The organism is Vibrio sp. L5-1 (genome assembly GCF_021728315.1).
In the GTDB taxonomy this organism is placed as follows: Bacteria; Pseudomonadota; Gammaproteobacteria; order Enterobacterales; family Vibrionaceae; genus Vibrio; species Vibrio splendidus_K.
On record NZ_JAKKCQ010000004.1, the window covers coordinates 275481 to 292026 of the forward strand.

A 16546-nucleotide genomic window follows, 5' to 3' on the forward strand; every position below is an offset into this window, starting at 1 on the left:
CTGACCGACGTTCTTATGCGTAATTGGGTCGTAGTGAATACGAGTATTTTTGGACTGAGGCAATTATTAGTAAAACTTTTACTAAATGAAATTGGTGAAAACGTTTTACTTTAACTCCATCACGTTTTTTATGGTCTTTTTACAGTGCTGTGTGATCCACTTAAAAGAATGCTATTGGCTGTTTTATGAAGCAGGCTAAAGAGGCAGGTATGTGTATATAGGCGTATGTGATGGGCACAAAAAAGGCCACCTTCAACAAAGGTAGCCTTAGTTTATCTATTTGATATTTTTAACTATTTTGTCGTGTCACGCAGCTTTAATTTGCTTGGTACATAGACACGTAGTGGGATAGTACGGCCGTCGCGTACTTTCTCAATCAACAGGTTAACGCCTTGAATTCCCATTAGTTCAGAGTGAATACGAACAGTCGATAAAGATGGAAAGGTAAATTTAGCTGTTGGGATGTCATTTACACTGATCAGCGCAATATCTTCAGGAATGTTTAATCCGTGCTCATGAACGGCTCGTAAAACACCAATTGCGATGGAATCTGACGCAATAAACATGGCTTTAGGGTGGTCGCCAGTCGCTAGCATCTGTTTTGCAAGCTTATAACCTGAAGAGCTAGAGAAGTCTCCACGATAGATGTCTTGCTCGCTGACAACATTCTTAAGGCTACCGTATTCAGCAAAGGCGACTTCGCGAATATCAGGAGTGTTGACGTTATCTTGTCCGCCAATAAAACCAATGCGTTGATAGCCTTGGTTGATAAAGAAGTTGGTGATCTCTTTGCTGATCAAAGCCAGGTCGATATCGACAGAGTCATAAGGTTCAGAGTGATCAGTGAAATCGACATAACAGATATTATCGCTTAGCTTTTTGGCTTGTTCGATAACCTCCGGTGTCATTCTCCCCACCAACAATACACCAGTGATAGGTGCTGAATTTACGTGTATTTTACTTTCATAACAGTTGGTTAGTTTAACTTCCATCTTGTCACATTGGGTTTCAATCCCGTGGCGAATCGATAGATAGTAAGGGTCATTCACTTCAGCTTCTTGCTTGTAGTTATACAGCGCAAGGAAGTGATGATTTTGTTTTTTACTGCTAACGGCTTTTCGTGAGCTGCTGGTTTTGTATTCCAACTTCTCTGCAATTTCAAAGATACGCCTTTTGGTCTCTTCCTTGACGCTTAATGTTGGATCTTCATTGAGAACCCTTGAAACTGTAGCCAATGAAACATGTGCTTCAGTCGCGATATCTTTTAACGTTGCCATACTCACTTCCTGTTATTGGAACATTGCGCTGCTTTGAAATTGGTATTTAGTAAAAAAGCAATGCACCTCTTTATTCTACAGACCTATTGTAATCAAACTGGAAGTCATTGCATTAACTTTTAGTAAAATAAATGTTCAACTCCTCTATGATGTCTCAAATCTAACTATCTATAATTATCTTATTAAAATTCAATGGATTAGATGTATTTATTTATAGGTTCTTCCTATGTCACGTTCAGTAACAATGACATGAGTTAGTGTAAACGTTTACACTTCGTGGTTTTGATCACAGAATTATAGCCAAAATGGCTGCTACTATTTCTGGCATACGGTGCTACTGAGCTGAATGTCAGTTCGAGTTAGTCCAAGAATGACGACAAAGAGAGGTTGATTGTGAAAGTACTGGTTACGGGCGGCATGGGTTACATCGGAAGTCATACATGTATTCAAATGATACAGGCGGGTATGGAGCCAATCATTGTTGATAACCTTTGCAACAGCAAAGAGCTAGTACTGGAGCGAATCGAATCACTGACCGGTAAGCGACCAACTTTTTATCTTGGCGACATTCGTGATCAATCTTTTCTAGATAGCGTTTTTTCAGAAAACGATATCCAAGCTGTGATTCACTTTGCTGGCCTGAAAGCGGTTGGGGAGTCGGTGTCTAAGCCTTTGGAGTACTACGATAACAACGTCAATGGATCATTGGTGTTAGCTCGCAGCATGAAGATAGCGGGTGTGAAGAGCATTGTATTTAGCTCTTCGGCTACCGTTTACGGTGATCCAGAAGTGGTGCCAATTACTGAAAGCTCTCCAACGGGTGAAACAACTAATCCTTATGGTCGCAGTAAGTACATGGTCGAAGAATGTTTGAGTGATTTGTTCAACGCTGAGAACGATTGGAGTGTGACATTACTGCGTTACTTCAACCCAGTTGGCGCCCATTCATCAGGCACCATGGGTGAAGACCCACAAGGTATTCCAAATAATTTAATGCCGTTTATTGCTCAAGTAGCGGTAGGTCGTCGCGACAAATTGGCTGTTTTTGGAAACGATTACCCAACAGTCGATGGCACAGGCGTTCGCGACTATATTCATGTTATGGATTTAGCGGACGGACACGTAGCCGCATTGAAAGCGGTTGGCGAGAAGGCGGGTTTACACATTTACAACCTAGGCACGGGCAAAGGCTCAAGCGTACTCGAGATGGTTGAAGCCTTCGCACAAGCATCGGGTAAGCCAGTTCCTTATGAACTTTGCCCACGCCGCGCTGGTGATATTGCTGAATGTTGGGCAAGCACTGAAAAAGCAGAGCGCGAACTTGGCTGGAAGGCGACGCGTAGCGTGATGGAGATGACAGCGGATACGTGGAATTGGCAGTCGAATAACCCGAACGGCTATTCCCCTTCGTAATTGAAGCCGCAGCGTTGTTAGCTGCAACTCCAATTTCTTTGGAGAATACAGATGAAGAGAGATTCCAGATATCTCGTCCCTCGATTCTGGAATGACGAATTTTAAAACTACGATTTCTGAACGTCATTCCCTACAGCGAGGAACGAGCGTGATAGGGAATCTCCTTGTAGAAGAATTATTCATCTTGGTTAATTGACCAAGACACAAAATTTGAGAGCAATCTAAACATGTCAAAAGTTGAATTTAACCCAGTAGACCATCCGCACCGTCGTTATAACCCATTAACGGGTCAGTGGATCTTGGTATCACCGCACCGAGCAAAGCGTCCTTGGAGTGGCCAAGATGAAAAACCATCGACTGCGCAGCTTCCTGCGTATGAGAAAGAGTGTTTCTTGTGCCCAACCAATACGCGTATTTCGGGCGATGAAAACCCAGATTACGACGGCACTTATGTATTCAGTAATGATTTCGCGGCGTTGATGCCTGACTCACCTGATGCTCCAGAGTCTGATAACCCTCTATTCAAGACTCAAGGTGTACGTGGGTTGAGCCGTGTGATCTGTTTTTCTCCGGACCACAGCAAAACGCTGCCGGAGCTTCCGGTAAACAAGATCCGTGGTGTTATCGATACCTGGAATGAACAGATTGAAGAGCTAGGTAAAGACTACCTGTGGGTTCAAGCGTTTGAAAACAAAGGTGAGACCATGGGCTGCTCTCAGCCACACCCACACGGTCAAATCTGGGCAAACAGCTTTTTACCCAACGAAATTGAACGCAAAGAGAAACTGTTAAAAGAGTACTTCGAACAACAAGGTTCTAATCTTTTAGTGGATTACGTTGAAGCTGAAATGAAAGACAGCTCTCGTACTGTGGTTGAAACCGAACATTGGATTGCTGTGGTGCCTTACTGGGCAGCGTGGCCATTTGAAACCATGTTGCTGCCAAAAACACACATCCGCCGTATGAGTGAACTGACTGACGAGCAGCGTGATGATTTAGCGCTTGCGATTAAGAAGCTGACGAGCCGTTACGACAACTTGTTCCAATGCTCATTCCCTTACTCAATGGGCTGGCACTATGCGCCGTTCTTCGAAGAAGGTACTGACATCGACCATTGGCAGCTACATGCGTTGTTCTACCCGCCACTGTTGCGCAGTGCTTCGGTTCGTAAATTCATGGTCGGCTACGAAATGTTGGCTGAGTCTCAGCGTGATTTAACCGCAGAACAAGCGGCGCAGCGTTTGCGTGATTTGAGTGACGTTCATTACAAAGAGCAGAAATAGCCTGTTTCGTTGATAGTAAAACTAATCGATAACTCGGTTACTAAATAAAAAAGCGAGATTCCTGATATCTCGTCCCTCGATTCTGGAATGACGGCAGGTGAGAAGCCGATGTTGTCATTCCCTACCGTGAGAGACGAACGAGGTAGGGAATCTAAAAGAATTAAAGTGGTGCCGTAAAGGGGCCATAACCAATTGATTAAAGAGTTTAAGCAGAGAGTTTACTTATGTCTGATCTAATCCAAAACGTGAAAGCATCTTTTGAGCAAGTCCTTGGTTACCAAGCGACTCATATTATCCAAGCGCCAGGCCGTGTGAACCTGATCGGCGAGCACACTGACTACAACGATGGTTTTGTTCTACCGTGTGCCATTAACTACCAAACGGTAGTGGCAGCGGCTAAGCGTGACGACAACATCGTGCGCGTAGTATCAGTGGACTACGGAAATGCAGTGGATGAGTTCGACTTAACTCAAGAGATCACATTCCAACAAGATAAGATGTGGGCTAACTACATTCGTGGTGTGGTGAAGTGCTTAAAAGGTCGTGGTTTTGAATTTACAGGTGCAGACATCTCTGTAACGGGCAACGTGCCTCAAGGTGCAGGTTTAAGTTCTTCTGCGGCACTGGAAGTGGTCATCGGTCAGACATTCAAGGTGCTTTACAACCTAGAGATCAGCCAAGCTGAAGTTGCATTGAATGGTCAGCAAGCGGAAAACGAATTTGTAGGCTGTAACTGCGGCATCATGGACCAAATGATCTCAGCTGAAGGTCGTGCAAATCATGCGATGCTTTTGGATTGTCGTAGCCTAGAGACTCAAGCGGTTTCTATGCCAGAAGATATGGCTGTGGTTATCATCAACTCGAACAAGAAACGCGGCTTGGTCGACAGCGAATACAATACGCGTCGTGAACAGTGTGAAGAAGCGGCGCGCATCTTTGGTGTTCCTGCACTTCGTGATGTGACTATTGAACAGTTCAAAGCGAAAGAGTCTGAGTTGGATGACATGGTCGCGAAACGTGCCCGTCACGTGATCACTGAAAATGACCGTACCGTTGAAGCGGCTCAAGCTCTGCGTACTCATGACATGAAACGCATGGGCGAATTGATGGCTGAATCACATGCGTCAATGCGTGATGATTTTGAAATTACAGTCAAAGAAGTCGACACCTTAGTTGAGCTGGTAAAACACGTGATCGGTGACCAAGGTGGCGTGCGTATGACTGGCGGTGGTTTCGGTGGTTGTATTGTGGCATTGGTTCCACCTGCATTGGTTGATGAAATTAAAACAACCGTTGAACAGAAATATCAAGCGGCGACGGGTCTAAAAGAATCTATTTATGTGTGCCAAGCGAAAGACGGAGCAGGCTTAGTTGAAGTAATCTAACGGCTTCGAGACTTAATATAGAGCTTACCAAGTGAAAAGATCATGGTAGGCCAAATGCTAAAGCCTTTATTTCAGGTAGAGGCTTTTTACTGGCACTAGAAGGAATTTAGAATGACACAAGAGCAAAACCTGCATCAATCCATGACACAAACTCCAGCCTATGATGGCCAACCCGCTCAGTTAGTGACGCTATCAAATACGCGTGGCATGGAAGTGACATTCATGGACATTGGTGCAACATGGTTGAGCTGTATCCTGCCAGTAAAGGGAAATAAAAGAGAGGTTTTGTTGGGTGTTAACTCAATGGAGAACTTCGATAAACAAGCCAGCTATATGGGTACAACTGTTGGTCGTTATGCTAACCGCATAGCCAATGGTCGTTTCAAAATTGATGGTCAAAACTACAAGCTGGAAACCAACCAAGCGGGCAATACTTTACATGGTGGTCCGAACGGTTTTGATAAACGTCGTTGGAATATTGCCGAGCAAACCGAAACGTCAGTGATGTTTACTCTTGAGTCTGCTGATGGCGACCAAGGATTCCCGGGGAATTTGAATGTGTCGGTGCGTTATGACATCACCGAAGACAATCGAGTTTCCATTAATTACTCTGCAACCACAGACAAGCCGACCGTAGTCAACCTAACGAATCATGCGTACTTCAATTTACTTGGTGCAGAAGCCGGCCACGATTGTTTGTCACACATTGTGAGCATCAACGCCAATCAGTTCTTACCGACCAACTCGGTAGGTATTCCATTAGGCAATCTTAAATCGGTGAAATCGACCAGCTTCGACTTCAATCAGCCTATGATGATCTCAGAGCGTTTGTTGGGTGATGAACAGCAGAAAGCAGCAAAGGGTTACGACCACTCTTTCTTATTAGCTGACGGCTGCAAGCGCACTCAATGCGCTGCGACCGTAACGTCACCGGACGCGCTAGTCTCACTAAAAGTATTTTCAACCAAACCTGCAATGCAGCTATACACCGGAAACTGGCTTGGTGGTACACCAAACCGAAGTGGTGGCAGCTATGAAGACTACGCTGGTTTGGCGTTAGAAACCCAGTTCTTACCTGACTCTCCTAACCACCCAGAGTGGAAGCAGGACAGTTGTATTCTCAAGCCTGAACAAGAATATAACTACCGTACCTGTTACCAGTTTGAATTTTCGGGGGATTCTTCAAACTAGTACGCTCTAGCTCAAAACGGTTACGCCAATTGCTTTTGTTTGTGAATAGAACGATGTGAGTTATAGCGTTGTTCTTGGGGGATGAGCAAAAGTGGCGCTCAACGAGTGTGTGATTTATTAAGCGCGATTGTTGGGTATCAGAGTAAGGTAGGAAAGCCCTAACAGAAGCGATTCTGTTAGGGCTTTTTTTTGTTTGTTGTTTGGTGAGTTGACCAGAGCTTAGATTTTCTCTACCGAATTACGGCGCACCAAAGTCGGAGAGAACATCATTGGCTCCGTTGAGGTGTTTTCACCTTTGGCTAAGTGCAACGCGAGTCGTGTCGCTTTCTCTGCCATCATCTGAATCGGGTAGCGAATGGTGGTTAGCTTTGGATGAATATAGCGTGCAATCAAGCCATCATCGAAGCCGATGATCGACATTTTGTCCGGCGCTTGAATACCGTTCTCATCTAAGACAGACAAAGCACCTGCCGCCATGTAATCGTTGTACGCAACAATGCCTGTGATTGGCAGTGATTTAGTCAAAAGGTTGGTCATGGCGTATTCACCCCCTTCACTGGTGGGAGCTGAGTACTCAATATAGCTGTCAGATAACGCTATTTTGTAATCCGAGAGTGCTGACAAGTAACCTTGTACACGCTCATCGGCATCTTCAATGCTGTGCGATGAAGCGATACAGGCAATATTTTTATGACCATGACGGATCAGATATTCAGTCGCAAGATACGCGCCTTTCTTGTTGTCCAAGAAAATACAACGGTTGGCAATCTCAGCAATATAGCGATTGATCAGCACTAAGCCTTTGACTTCTTTTGCATAGGCAATCAGTTCTTCGTCTGTCAGGCCTTTTGAGTGGATCACTAAGGCGTCGCAACGGCTATTGATCAGTAACTCAATCGCTTGTCTTTCTTCTTCACGATCGTGTGAGCCATTACCGACGAGGATATGCTTTCCGTTCTCACGAGCGACATTATCGACAGCCTTAACCAGCGTGCCAAAAAAAGGATCGGAGATATCACCAACCAACACACCGACGGTATTGGTGCTCTGGCTTACCAGCGCGCGAGCATTGGCATTCGGGCGATAGCCGAGTTTTGACATCGCTTTGGTGACGGATTCAATTGAGTTCGCACTTGCCTTCGGAGACTTATTTACGACTCGAGATACGGTTGCAACAGAAACACCAGCTTCCCTTGCGACATCTTTAATTGTTGCCATTTTTAACCTCTATACATTGCTGCATCTATTTAACACCGACAATGAGTGCAAGGCAACGAAACTCTCATTTTACTTCCAGTAATGAGATCTTTACCGCTTGTAATTATTAGGCTTAATGCTAGTGTAAACATTTACATTTTACTTAATTTTAGTAAATGATTTAATGAGTGAAAATAAATCAATATAGGAAGTGAGAAATGGATACTGTCTCTTATGGTGACTTTGCTAAGTTAGAAATGCGTGTGGGTAAGATCATTGAAGTTGTGCGTCATGAAAACGCAGACAAGCTTTACATCGTGCAAGTGGATATCGGTGAGAAAACGCTACAAACGGTGACTAGCCTAGTACCTTACTACACCGAAGAAGAGTTGATGGGTAAGCAGGTTGTTGTTTTGTGCAATCTAGCGAAGGCGAAGATGAGAGGCCACACTTCTGAGTGCATGTTGTTATGTGCCGAAACTGAAGATGAATCTGAAAGTGTATTGCTGACACCGGAACGTGCGATGCCTGCAGGTATTCGTGTCGTTTAAGATCGTTTTAGGTTGGAGAGCGATCCAGCTCACCAACCTAGATTAACTGGCGATTTAGATTAATTAACTGTGTAGATCAATTAACTATGTACATCCATTAATAACGTACATCAACTAGCTTCGAACAGTCAGTATCAAGCCATCAATCACACTGTGGTGGTGATCTGAAACCCCAGCAAGATTGCCGTATTTAGGCTGGTGGCGATCATTTTCTAATGGGTGATGCCAACCTTGTGTGTGTTGAACAAAGTGCGCCGCAAAGCTTTCAGACACTTCTAAACATCCTGCTAATACCGTATCGACATAGGTTTGAACGATAGGGCTGTTTTCGCAAGGTGCTTCAATCTCGTCTTTGATGTAAACCCAGATCGATTGATCCTGTTTAAACTCATTTTGGCTTTCTATCTGAGAGGCCTTTAATTCGATTCGGTGATAACCACGCTCACGGCGATCAAACTCAGTCAGCGCAATATCATCCACCTCAAGTAAAACTCCATTCACTTGTCCCTCACCGAGATTGACGATCAAAGGAGACAAAACATAGCTGTCATCGATCTTACTCCAGTGACGAACTAGGCCATGCACTATTGCAGGAATCGCTTGTCCTGTTTGACCTGTGAGTTGACGAGAAGAGGAGTTGATCAAGCTACCATAACCAAAAATATACATCGCGTTCCCTGTCTGTTCTTTTGTATTTGAGACTAGTCTTACTATATGTTTGGCTTCATCAAATGTCAGTAGTTTTTTATTTTACACACTCATGAGTCTAAATGACTTTTATGGGGTGTGTTTAATTGACACTTTTTTGAAGCCTAAAGACTCCTTGTTGATTGTTTTTATTGGCTTTATACCTTTGGCGCGTTTCATGCATTACGTTAGGTAATATTGCAGTGATGATTACTGCATCATGAATTTGACTATGAAATAGCAATTCCCAGAAGCCACTCTTGGCTTGTTATCTGAAGTGAGGAACGAGTTTGTTAAATATCACAGATAAAAGTGTAGAAGATGCGATTCCTGCATATCTTCGATTAGGTTTTAGACCTTTCTTCTTTTTAGGCAGTCTCTATGCTGTGATCGCGATTGTGGCTTGGGTCATCATGTTCCAAAACGGTCAGCCAGAAATGCTAAAAGTACCGGCGCTTTGGTGGCACGTACATGAAATGCTGTTTGGCTTTGCCATGGCGATTGTGGTCGGTTTTGTGTTAACAGCGGTGCAAACGTGGACGGGTGTCAATGGAACCAAACACTATCGATTAGCCGCACTGGTTGGTTTGTGGTTAGCACCTCGTATTCTGTTTTGGACCCCCGCACCGTTATGGCTGATCTCATCGGTTGAGGCGTTGTTCTTGATCTTTGCCGCTTACGAAATTGGTTTCCGAGTCGTTAAATCGAAAGGCTGGAAGAATCTATTCTTTGTACCGCTGTTTATATTGGCTATCGTGGCGAACTTTGCTAGTTACGCAACTATTAAGGGTATGCCTCCATTTCCATCGTCTGCAGTTTGGCAAGCGATGTTGTGGTGGTTTACGTTGTTATTGTCTGTAATGGGTGGACGAGTGATTCCATTCTTTACGGCGCGTCGTTTTGATTTTGAAAAAGCACAGCCACTCGTTTGGTTAGAATGGTTAGCGAATCTACCTTTGGTTGGTTTATTTGTATTGAGCTTCTTCCCATTGACCTTTGCTCAAGTTGGCAATGAGTTGATGGTATTTGCAGGTGTGACTCAGTTGGTGCGCTTTATCCGCTGGAAGCCTTGGACTACGTTATCTGAACCCTTGGTGTGGTCGCTGCATGCAGCTTACCTATGTATTCCTTTAAGCTTGCTGCTACGTGGTTTATTAGACAACCCGTTCGCGAGCCACAACATGCTGCACTTGTTTGCGATTGGCGGTTTGAGTGGATTAATTCTTGCGATGATTACGCGCGTGACAATGGGGCACACGGGGCGTGCTATCTATAAAGGGCCAAGTATGGCTTTAGCGTTCTCGGCTATTTTTATCGCGGCTTTGGTTCGCAGCGTAGGTGTGACATTCTTCCCATCGTATTTATTTGAGATGGTGAACATCAGCGCGGGTTTATGGACGTTAGCATTTGGGTTGTTTATCTGGAAGTTCGGTATGATGCTTTTAACGCCAAGAGTGGATGGTCATCCGGGGTAAGCGTATTGATTTTCGAGCCCATTTTGAAAGGGAAGCACTGAGCTTCCCTTTTTTGATCGCAGCAAAGCTCCATTCTCAAAGGTCTATTCTCTTAGTGAGTATTCTCGGCAAGATATTGGCGCACTTGTGCAATGAGATCTTCTTTGGCGTGAGGCGAGATGAAACTCGCTTCGACAGCATTAATACTGAATTGCGCTAATTCGTTTTTAGTCAGTGGATGAGCATTGGCGACGGCGAGGAAGTTATCATTCATATAGCCGCCGAAGTAAGCCGGATCATCGGAATTGATGGTGACGCACAACCCTTTTCTCAGCAACTCGACGATGTTGTGCTCTTGCATGGTGTCGAAGACCTTGAGCTTTGTATTCGACAACGGGCAAACGGTCAAAGGGATACGCTTCGCGGCTAACTTTTCCATTAGCGCGTCATCGTCGATACAGCGAACGCCATGATCAATACGAGTAATGCCTAACAGACTTAATGCATCGATAATGTTTTGTGCTGGCCCTTCTTCTCCGGCATGTGCAACGGCCAAGAACCCTTGATTGATGGCCTCTTGAAATACGTGTTTAAACTTCTCTGGTGGGTTGCCTTGCTCTGATGAATCAAGTCCGACACCTATAATTTTGTCTTTGAAGGGAAGCGCTTGTTTTAGTGTTTCAAAAGCACTCTCTTCATCAAGATGGCGCAGAAAGCACATGATCAGTTGGCTGCTGATCCCTAGTTCTTGCTCGGCTTGATTCAAAGCTTGAGTAATCCCACTTATGATGACTTCAAAGGCAATGCCACGTTCGGTGTGGGTTTGAGGGTCAAAAAAGATCTCAGTATGAACCACATTATCTTGTTGGCACTTGAGTAGATAAGCCCAAGTCAGGTCATAGAAATCCTGTTCATGAATCAGTACGTTTGCGCCTTGATAATAGATATCGAGAAAAGACTGAAGATTGTGGAATTGGTACGCGTCTCTTACTTGGTCTGGGTTATCAAAGGGAATCGACACGTTATTGCGCTTGGCCAGTTGGAACATCAGCTCAGGTTCTAGCGTGCCTTCAATATGTAAATGCAGCTCAACCTTGGGTAAATGTTTGATGAAGCTATCCATAGCAACTCCTTAGCTATTTTAATTATGGGCGGAGTAGGCGAGACAGTAGAGTCTGTAAACCTGAGCCTGCAGGTTATCTCTTTCATTTATCTCTGTTTGAGCATAGTTCATTTCATTGTTGTCGATAAAACTGCACAGAAGTTGATGATGAATCGAGAGTTACGAACCCATTGAAATCCGGCGCAAACGATTTGCAGCAATGGAGTGTGATCCGCTGCAAATATTTGCAGCAATATTCATTGATTTGTGCTCTAATACCGCGCTTACCAAGGGATGGTGTTAAAAGATGCTCACTTAGATGGAGTTATCAAAGTGACCGATCCCTTAATGATCTCCCTTAGGAAAAAATAGAACATGTCTAAGAACAAAAAATTTGATATCCGCCTTACAGAAAAACGCAACGGTTGGTGTGCAGAGATTACTCGTCAAGTAACGTCTCGCAGCACAACAGTATCTAAGCGTGAGTCTGGTTTCGAAACTGAAGCTCTAGCACAAGAGTGGGCAGAGAAAGAGCTAGCATCTTTCATCTCAAACCAAGCTGAACGTAACGAGCGTAAATCAGAGCAGCGTAAAGAGCGTGACGAACTACGTCACACTAAAGAGCTTAAAGCTGAGCAAGCACGTGAAGCACGCGCAAAAGCTCGTGAAGAAGAGCAAGAAGACGCTGAGTAATCCAGTGCACAATTAATTTACAGGTCCCTTAATTTTAAGATAAGGGACAAGTAAAAAAAGCCCCGATATAGCTTTTCTCTTTCTAGTTAAAAGTTTATCGGGGCTTTTTCATTTGTGGCGTATTAGTCTGGAGCACGTAACCACTCATGGCTGGTGGCTACGTATCTGATTCACTAATTACCCGAATTCGGTCCTTAGTTGTTTAGTGCTGTCAGCCAATCGTCTTCCGCGACTTCTTCAATGTAACTCTCTACAGACTGTCCCACTTCATCATCATCTTGCTTGAAGTAAGCAATGTGGAATACCGCGTCACCTTCGTTTACCAACGGTAGAGTTTGTTGACCAATCACGATACCGCCTTTAGTGGTGATTACTTGGCCTTCTTGGTGACCCAATGGAGAACTGATGTAAGCCAGGGTTTGTCCAGCTTCAACTTGTTCGCCAAGCCTTACCATATTACGCAAAATGCCGTCTGATTCAGCGCGGATCCAACTGGTCGATTTGCTTAATACTGGCTCTGGTAACTTCTTACGGTTAGGGCGTAGCATACCGATTTCTTTCATCACTTGATGCACGCCAAGGTAACCCGCACGAATCGCTAGGTGATCAAAACGCAGCGCTTCACCACCTTCGTAAGTTAATACAGGAATACCCAGTTTTTCCGCTTCGCTGCGCAGTGAACCGTCACGCAGTGGAGAATCTATGATCACGGGTGTTGCGAACGCTTTTGCGATGCGCAGTGTTTCAGGGTTCGACAGGTTTGCACGGATCTGTGGCAAGTTAGTACGGTGAATCGCACCTGTGTGAAGATCCAGAATGTAATCACAGTGCTTCGCTACGTTCTCAAAGAAGGTGTGAGCGATGCGTGATGTCAGTGATCCTTTTTCACTTCCTGGGAAGCAACGGTTCAGGTCACGACGGTCTGGTAGGTAACGAGACTTATGGATAAAACCAAATACGTTAACGATAGGCACAACAAGTAGTGTTCCTTTCAGTTTCTTTGGATCAATCGCATTGGTCAGTTGTCGTGCAATCTCTACACCGTTTAATTCATCTCCGTGGATCGCCGCGTTTACCATCAGTGTTGGGCCCGCTTGACGACCATGAATAATTTCAATCGGGATCGAAAGTGGAGAATGCGTGTAAAGCTGAGCCGCTTGCAGTTCAATCTCCATTCTCTGTCCTGGCTGAACAGTATAACCAAGTAATTCGAATGGTTGATTAGGTTTTAGTCTTGCCATTTAGGTTGTTCTCAACATGGTGATAATTCGTTAACACGGAATGTATCAATCGTTGATTTTTAGTACGAATCAATCGCTTTACGGTGACGACAAAACTTTTTTATGGAGGGGGTTCTTAATTGGTTTCTGTTTTTGATTTGGCTAGTTAGAAGGGGTTTAGAATTGTGAATTTCCTGACAATACATTGATTTAACGCTGATATTTATTGTTCGGTTGGTTGGTATTATCCATCGCCATTTTTTGGCGGCCAAATTCAAATATCGAGATCAAAATGAAAAAAACAATTTCAAAAGTTGTAGCACTAGCGGTGGTATCTGTTGCTCTATCTGGCTGTGTGGGTAGCAACGCAGTAACGGGTTACCTAATGAAGTTCAACATCAAGGCTGTTGACAACCGCTACGCTCGTGGTGGTTTGAACATACTACTTGCACCTGCGTACGGTCTAACGGTTGCTGCCGATTACCTAGTATTTAACTCACTAGAGTTCTGGACGGGTAGCAACCCACTAACAGGTGCTCCGCACATCTTTGATACTAAGACTGATACTTACCTTGATATCAACGATCAGCTTGATAAGTCACTGACTGAAGCACCAGTAGGCCCGATCACGAGTGCCGATATGATTGAGAAAGGTCAAATGCAGCAGATCGACGAAAACACTATCCAAATGGACATCACTTACCAGTCTGGTGAGCGTGCGACGTTAATCGGTGTTCGTGATGGCGAGATGGTGACGTACTTCATCGACGGCGAAGTCGTGGCACAAACTTCAATTGATGAGCTAGAAAGCTACGCGGCTTCACGCGCTTAATTATTTAGTCACAAGTAGCAGTGACAAAGATTAGATACAAAAACAGGTACTCATTGAGTACCTGTTTTATTTTGTTCTTAATAAACGGTGTTTACTGAAAAGTGCTATTTATTGAAGAGCCCATTTATTGGAAACACCATTTACTGAAAAACACATAGCTAATCGATTTATACTTTTTCTGGAATGGCTGCTAGTAATGCAACCATTTGGTTCCAGAACAATTCAACAGTATCGATCTTCACTTTCTCATCAGGAGAGTGTGGGAACTTGATCGTTGGGCCGAAAGAAACCATATCCATGTTCGGGTAAGGTTCTTTGAACAGACCACACTCAAGGCCAGCATGGATAACCATAATGTTTGGCTTGTGACCGTAGATGCCTTCGTACATGTCGCGGAAGATATGCATGATCTCTGAATCTGCGTCTGGTTTCCAACCTGGGTAAGCACCAGAGAACGCGATGTTAGCGCCTGCTAGTTCAGCAACAGAGTGAAGCATACTTTCTACTTGGCTACGACCAGAGTCGATAAGAGAACGGATCAAGCAAAGTACTGTGATTGAATCTTCTTCCGTTGTGATAACACCTACGTTTAGAGACGTTTCAACAACACCTTCAATCTCGTCACTCATACGAATCACGCCGTTTGGACATGCGTTAAGTGCCGCGATAAAGCGAGCTTGGTCTGCTGATGCTAGTGTGCCCATTTCAACTGAAGCTTCTTCGTTGAAGGTCACGATGCTGTCTTCTACTTTACCTAGCTCTGTTGAAAGCAGCTCTGTGTAGTAGTTGTATAGCGAAGCCAGTTTTTCTTGGTTTACAGCAGGAACCGCAACCGTTACGAAACCTTCACGAGGGATCGCATTACGAAGGCTACCACCTTTGAATTCTACGATGCGAAGGTCTAGTTCTTTTGCGTGACCGGCTAGGAAGCGAGCAATCAGTTTGTTTGCGTTTGCACGACCAGTGTGAATGTCACAACCAGAGTGACCGCCTTTTAGGCCTTTTAGCGTTAGCTTGCGTGTTACGAAGTCAGCTGGAATTGCGTTACGTGCAATTTCAAATGTCATTGCGCCGTCGATACCGCCAGCACAACCCATGTACACTTCACCTTCTTGCTCTGAGTCAGTATTAAGAAGGATATCGCCTTCTAACCAACCTGCTTCAAGACCAAACGCACCAGTCATGCCTGCTTCTTCATCTACAGTGAGTAGAACTTCGATAGGGCCGTGTTGGATTTCGTTTGAAGCAAGAACCGCTAGGCAAGAAGCCATGCCCATGCCGTTATCAGCACCAAGCGTTGTGCCTTTTGCTGTAACCCATTCGCCATCGATGTATGGCTGGATTGGATCTTTTGTAAAGTCGTGATCAGTGTCTTCGTTCTTTTGTGGAACCATATCGATGTGAGCTTGTAGCACGACACCTTTTTTGTTTTCCATACCCGGCGTTGCTGGCTTTTTGATGAATACGTTGCCCGTTGGGTCGCGACGTACATCTAGGCCTTGCTCTGTTGCCCACGCAATAATGTATTGAGCAAGCTCCTCTTCATGTTTCGAAGGGTGCGGGATTGAACAAATTTTATCGAAAAACTGCCAAATAGGGGCAGGGGACAATTTACTGATCTCAGAATGGAATTCAGACACGGATGACTCCTTTTTTATTTGATAACCATATATTTAGGATTTCTATAGGTAAAAACTTAGAATAAAAATCTAAAATATGGGTCTGTTTTGATGGCAACAGCATACCACTTGAGCGTTTTGACGAGTAGCGGTTATAAACCTCAAATACCTCAAATTTTGAAAGCGATCTTGTCCATCTGATCATAATTAAGAGACTTGATGCTTATAAATGGCGCAAGCAAACGTTTGTTTAATTCTTTTGTGTAATTTAATTACAGAAATAAGTTTTAAAAATAACAATAATTGGTCAAAAGTGTGACGTAGAGCAAAAAATACTTGTAATCTTTTTTCTTTAGGGTATATTAATAACCAACTTCTGAGATGAAGAGTAAATGCTCAAAGGATGAGTCCGTTTTATCGCCTCCAAGGAACCGAGAAATCAAATTCGTTTTTTATTGATTTATTAAGGTGATAGTTATGAAAGGTTTACCATCTGCAATGTTCTGGATTAACAGCTCTGTTTACACTAGCAACTTTGCATACCCTACAAGCTTTGGTTACTAATACCGTAAGCATGTAACTCGAACAGTTTTGTTCACCCCTATATATTGGAATTCTTTTACAGCCCTTTTGGTTGACAGA

At 44.1% G+C, this 16546-nt stretch carries 14 protein-coding genes; 8 read left to right on the top strand and 6 right to left on the bottom strand.

Going from position 1 to position 16546, the window contains the following annotated elements; genetic code table 11:
* Positions 1-293 precede the first annotated feature (293 nt).
* Positions 294-1277 (bottom strand): transcriptional regulator EbgR, encoded by a 984-nt coding sequence (gene ebgR / locus L3V35_RS17430; RefSeq protein ID WP_237300335.1) that lies wholly within the window; start codon positions 1275-1277, stop codon positions 294-296.
* A 393-nt stretch (positions 1278-1670) separates the two neighbouring features.
* Between ebgR and galE the strand changes: the two genes are divergently transcribed.
* From galE to galM, 4 genes are all read left to right on the top strand, one after another.
* Positions 1671-2690 carry a UDP-glucose 4-epimerase GalE gene (gene galE / locus L3V35_RS17435; RefSeq protein WP_237300336.1) on the top strand — a complete coding sequence of 340 codons (1020 nt, stop codon included), beginning with the start codon at positions 1671-1673 and terminating at the stop codon, positions 2688-2690.
* Between the two features lie 227 nt (positions 2691-2917).
* The gene (locus L3V35_RS17440) at positions 2918-3973 is read left to right on the top strand and encodes a UDP-glucose--hexose-1-phosphate uridylyltransferase (RefSeq protein WP_237300337.1); all 1056 of its coding nucleotides are present in this window, start codon (positions 2918-2920) and stop codon (positions 3971-3973) included.
* A 224-nt stretch (positions 3974-4197) separates the two neighbouring features.
* Entirely contained in the window at positions 4198-5358 is a 1161-nt protein-coding gene (gene galK, locus L3V35_RS17445; protein ID WP_237300338.1) for a galactokinase, read from the top strand.
* A 111-nt stretch (positions 5359-5469) separates the two neighbouring features.
* Positions 5470-6549 carry a galactose-1-epimerase gene (gene galM / locus L3V35_RS17450; RefSeq protein WP_237300339.1) on the top strand — a complete coding sequence of 360 codons (1080 nt, stop codon included), beginning with the start codon at positions 5470-5472 and terminating at the stop codon, positions 6547-6549.
* Between the two features lie 219 nt (positions 6550-6768).
* Here galM and L3V35_RS17455 read toward each other — a convergent pair whose 3' ends face one another.
* Positions 6769-7767 carry a substrate-binding domain-containing protein gene (locus L3V35_RS17455; protein ID WP_114633937.1) on the bottom strand — a complete coding sequence of 333 codons (999 nt, stop codon included), beginning with the start codon at positions 7765-7767 and terminating at the stop codon, positions 6769-6771.
* Between the two features lie 197 nt (positions 7768-7964).
* Between L3V35_RS17455 and L3V35_RS17460 the strand changes: the two genes are divergently transcribed.
* Positions 7965-8297 (top strand): tRNA-binding protein, encoded by a 333-nt coding sequence (locus tag L3V35_RS17460; RefSeq protein WP_004734420.1) that lies wholly within the window; start codon positions 7965-7967, stop codon positions 8295-8297.
* A gap of 114 nt (positions 8298-8411) precedes the next feature.
* Here L3V35_RS17460 and L3V35_RS17465 read toward each other — a convergent pair whose 3' ends face one another.
* Positions 8412-8966: a gamma-glutamylcyclotransferase family protein gene (locus tag L3V35_RS17465; RefSeq protein WP_017080053.1), complete on the bottom strand. Its 555-nt coding sequence runs from the start codon at positions 8964-8966 to the stop codon at positions 8412-8414.
* 308 nt (positions 8967-9274) lie between these two features.
* Here L3V35_RS17465 and L3V35_RS17470 point away from each other — a divergent pair, with 308 nt between their 5' ends.
* Positions 9275-10459, top strand: coding sequence for an NnrS family protein (locus L3V35_RS17470; protein ID WP_237300340.1), 1185 nt, complete (start codon positions 9275-9277; stop codon positions 10457-10459).
* Positions 10460-10550: 91 nt separating this feature from the next.
* Here the strand turns inward: L3V35_RS17470 and L3V35_RS17475 are convergent, their stop codons facing one another.
* A complete protein-coding gene (locus tag L3V35_RS17475; RefSeq protein ID WP_237300341.1) occupies positions 10551-11561 on the bottom strand; it encodes an adenosine deaminase in 1011 nt (336 codons plus the stop codon).
* A gap of 354 nt (positions 11562-11915) precedes the next feature.
* Between L3V35_RS17475 and L3V35_RS17480 the strand changes: the two genes are divergently transcribed.
* On the top strand, positions 11916-12233 hold the full coding sequence (locus L3V35_RS17480; protein WP_004734416.1) for a DUF3622 domain-containing protein: 318 nt from the start codon (positions 11916-11918) through the stop codon (positions 12231-12233).
* A gap of 194 nt (positions 12234-12427) precedes the next feature.
* Here the strand turns inward: L3V35_RS17480 and L3V35_RS17485 are convergent, their stop codons facing one another.
* Positions 12428-13474, bottom strand: a complete 1047-nt coding sequence (locus tag L3V35_RS17485; protein WP_004734415.1) for a succinylglutamate desuccinylase/aspartoacylase family protein — start codon at positions 13472-13474, stop codon at positions 12428-12430.
* A 271-nt stretch (positions 13475-13745) separates the two neighbouring features.
* On the opposite strand from L3V35_RS17485, the gene L3V35_RS17490 reads away from it, so the two are divergent.
* Positions 13746-14285, top strand: a complete 540-nt coding sequence (locus tag L3V35_RS17490) for a DUF3332 family protein (RefSeq protein WP_065205066.1) — start codon at positions 13746-13748, stop codon at positions 14283-14285.
* Positions 14286-14452: 167 nt separating this feature from the next.
* Here L3V35_RS17490 and L3V35_RS17495 read toward each other — a convergent pair whose 3' ends face one another.
* A complete protein-coding gene (locus L3V35_RS17495; protein WP_237300342.1) occupies positions 14453-15925 on the bottom strand; it encodes an aminoacyl-histidine dipeptidase in 1473 nt (490 codons plus the stop codon).
* Between the last annotated feature and the right edge of the window lie 621 nt (positions 15926-16546).